This is a genomic window from Micromonospora sp. M42 (assembly GCF_000568915.1).
Lineage (GTDB): Bacteria > Actinomycetota > Actinomycetes > Mycobacteriales > Micromonosporaceae > Micromonospora > Micromonospora chalcea.
The window spans coordinates 1,547,601-1,551,289 of record NZ_KK037233.1 but is presented as its reverse complement, the minus strand read 5'-3'; the positions used below and the strand labels follow the sequence as shown (position 1 = coordinate 1,551,289).

Here is a 3,689-nt window from a genome sequence, read left to right as displayed (position 1 = left end):
TCGGCGGCGCTGTGCGGGATCGCCGCCGACCCGCTGTTCCGTGAGGCCGTCGCCTGGCAGAACCCGGAGGCGCTGGTGGCGCTGGACGGGCTGCTCCGCGACGGCCCGGACGCACCCCGCAACGTGCGCCGCCGGGGCCGGGAGAACGTCGTCGCCGGGTACTGGCAGCGCTACGTCGCCAAGTGCGAGACCATCGGCTTCTTCGGGCCGGTGTGCTGGGGCACCGTGGCACCTGGTGCGCCCGGCGTCACCGCCGTGCCCGGCCCCGGACTGCTCCGCCGCCGCGCCGTCCACCTCGAACACTGGGCGCTCGCCGCGTACGCGGACCGGCTGGCCGCCGACCCGCAGGTCCGGCAGTGGCTGGCCCCGGTCCGGGCGCCGCACGTCCACCTGGCGGACCGGGTCGTGCACCGGCCGGCCCAGCGCCCGGAACCGGTGTCGCTGAGCGAGTCGATCGCGCTGTGCCGGTGCGACGGCACCCGCCCGGCCCGGGACGTCGTCGACGACCTGGTGCGCGACGGGCAGACCGGTGTGCGCCGCGCCGCAGAGGGGTTCCTGCTGCTCGCGCAGCTCGTCGAGCGAGGGCTGCTGCGCTGGGACTTCGACCTGCCGCAGGGCTTCGCCGCGCAGGAGCACCTGCGGGAGCGGATCGCCGCGATCGGTGACCGGGAGTGCCGCGCGCGGGCGCTGGCCGGGCTGGACCGGCTGGCCGCCGCCCGCACCCGGGTCGCCGACGCCGCCGGTGACCCGGCCGCCCTCACCGCCGCGCTGTCCGCGCTGGACGCCGAGTTCACCGCGCTCACCGGGTTGCCGCCGCGCCGCCGGGCCGGGCAGAAACTACGCCGGGCGGGCGCTGTGCCACGAGGAGACCGCACGCGACGTGGACCTCACCGTCGGCGGCGGCCTGCTCGACTCCCTGGCCCCGACGCTGGACCTGCCGCTGCGGGCGGCGCGCTGGCTCACCGCCGAACTGGCCACGGCGTACGGCGACGCGCTGCGCGACCTGTACGACGACCTCGGCGGCGACGGGCCGGTCCGGCTCGGTGACCTGTGGTTCGTCGCGCAGGGGCCGCTGTTCGGGCCCGGTGACCGGCCGGTGGACCGGGTCGCGGCAGAGTTCGCCGCCCGCTGGGAGCGGGTGCTCGGACTGGCCGGACTGCCCGCCGGGACGACCCGGGTGGAGTTCGCCGCGGCCGAGCTGGCGCCCCTGGTGGCCGACGCGTTCCCGGCCGGCCGTCCCGGCTGGAGCGCGGGCCGGGTGCACAGCCCCGACCTGCAACTGTTCGCCGAGTCACCCGAGGCGCTGGCCGCCGGCGAGTTCGGGGCGGTGCTCGGCGAGTTGCACGCCGCGTACGCCACGTTCAACGCCGAGCTGTTCACCCACTGCCACCCCGACGTGGACCGGCTGCGGCGCGCGTACGCGGCCGACCTGGGCCCGGGACGGCTGCGCCCGCTCTACCCGGTCGACTTCCCCCGCGTCGGCGGGCGGTTGTCCGCGTCCCTGCACGGGCCGGACGACCACCGGCTCGCGTTCGCCGACGCGCCCGGCGCGCCGCGCGACCGGCTCGTGCCGGCGAACGCGGCGATCGTGTCCGAGGTGGACGGCGTGCTGGTGGCGACCGGCCCGGACGGCACGCGCTGGCCGCTGGTCGAGGTGTTCTCCGACCTGATCGCGGTGCACGCCGGCGACGCGTTCAAGCTGATGACCGACCGCCCGCACAGCCCCCGGGTGACAGTCGACCGGCTGGTGCTGGCGCGGGAGACCTGGCGCACCACGGTCGGGGCGACCGGCCTGGCCGACGCCGTCGACCAGGCGCGGCGCTACCTCGCGGTACGCCGGTGGCGGACCGCGCTGGGCCTGCCGGAGCGGGTCTTCGTCCGGGTGGCCACCGAACTCAAGCCCACCTACGTGGACCTGACCAGCCCCGCTCTACGCCAACCGGCTCTGCCTGCTGCTGCGCGCCGCCCGGCGGTCCGGCGGCGACGACGTGACGGTGACCGTGTCGGAGCTGCTGCCCGCGCTCGGGCAGGCGTGGCTGCCCGACCGCGCGGGCCGCCGCTACGTCAGCGAACTGCGCCTGCACATCAGCGATTCGGCCGAGCCGGAGGTCATGGCGTGAACGAGACAGTGGAGCCGATCGCGATCGTCGGGCTCAGCCTGCGCGTGCCGGGGGCGGCGTCGGCGGAGGAGTTCTGGCGCAACCTGGTCGTCGGCGCCGAGTCGCTCACCCGGTTCACCCGCGCGGAGCTGCTGGCCCGGGGCGTCCCGGCGGAGCAGCTCGACGACCCGGCGTACGTGCCGGTGGCCGCCGTGCTCGACGGCGTGGACCGGTTCGACGCGGAGCTGTTCGGGCTGAGCCCCCGCGACGCGGAGCTGACCGACCCGCAGCAGCGGCTGTTCCTGGAGCACGCGCACGCCGCGCTCACCGACGCGGGCTGCGACCCGGCCCGCTACGACGGCGAGATCGGCGTGTACGCGGGCGGCAACGCCGACCTGTACCAGTGGCTCAACGTCCGGCGGAACCCGCGGGCGCTCGCGGACGCCGGTGAGCTGCGCGTGTCGCTCGGCAACAAGCCGGACTACCTGGCCAGCACCGTCGCGTTCCGGCTCGGCCTGCGCGGCCCGGCGATGACGGTGCAGACCGCCTGCTCGTCGTCGCTCGTCGCGGTGCACCTGGCCGCCGAGGCGCTGCGCAGCGGCGAGTGCGACACGGCGCTGGCCGGCGGCGTGTGCGTGGAACTGCCGCACGGCGTCGGGTACGTCGCCGACGAGGGCTACACCTCCGCCGACGGGCACTGCCGCCCGTTCGACGCGGACGCCGACGGCACCGTCTACGGCAGCGGCGTCGGCGTGGTCGTGCTCAAGCGGCTCTCCGACGCGCTCGCCGACGGCGACGACATCCGGGCGCTGGTCATCGGCAACGCGGTGAACAACGACGGCTCGGCCAAGGCGAGCTTCACCGCGCCGAGCGTCACCGGTCAGGTGGAGGTGGTCACGCAGGCGCTCGCGGTGGCCGGCGTCGCCCCGCGTTCGGTCGGGTACGTCGAGGCGCACGGCACCGGCACCGTCCTCGGCGACTCGATCGAGCTGGCGGCGCTGAGCACGGCGTACGGCCGGCGCACCGCCGAGCGCGGCTGGTGCGGGGTCGGCTCCACGAAGGCCAACATCGGTCACCTCAGCGCGGCCGGCGGCGTGATCGGCCTGATCAAGACCGTGCTGTCGATGCGGCACCGGCTCATCCCGCCCACCGTCAACCACGACCGGCCGCACCCGGACATCGACATCGAGGCGAGCCCGTTCTACGTGGTGTCCACGCTGACCAAGTGGGAGCCCGAGGACCAGCGGCCGCTGCGGGCCGGCGTCAGCTCGCTCGGCCTCGGCGGCACCAACGCGCACCTGGTGCTCCAGGAGGCGCCGCCGCGCGTACCCCCGGAGCCGGATCACGGCGGCGGCGAGCTGCTCCAGGTGTCCGCCGCGACGCCCGACGCGCTGGCCGCTGCTTGTGCCCGGCTGGCCGAGCGGCTCACCGGCGCGCCCGATGTGGGGCTGCGCGACGTGGCGTACACGTTGCGGGAGGGCCGGCCGGCGTACCGGCACCGGGCCGCCGTCGTCGCTGTCGACCGGGCCCGGGCGGCGGCGGCGCTCACGACCCGAAGCGCCGGGCCGCCGGGGACGCCGCGACGCCGCC

2 protein-coding genes are annotated in these 3,689 nt (G+C 76.5%); both read left to right on the top strand.

Translation table 11 applies throughout. From position 1 onward, the window contains the following. Nucleotides 1-1,047, top strand: a 1,047-nt coding sequence (locus MCBG_RS33765) for a lantibiotic dehydratase (protein WP_223201114.1), incomplete at its 5' end; no start/stop codon positions are given. Then, on the top strand, nucleotides 929-3,689 hold a 2,761-nt coding region (locus tag MCBG_RS33760), incomplete at its 3' end, for a beta-ketoacyl synthase N-terminal-like domain-containing protein (protein ID WP_223201422.1). The genes MCBG_RS33765 and MCBG_RS33760, both read left to right, overlap by 119 nt.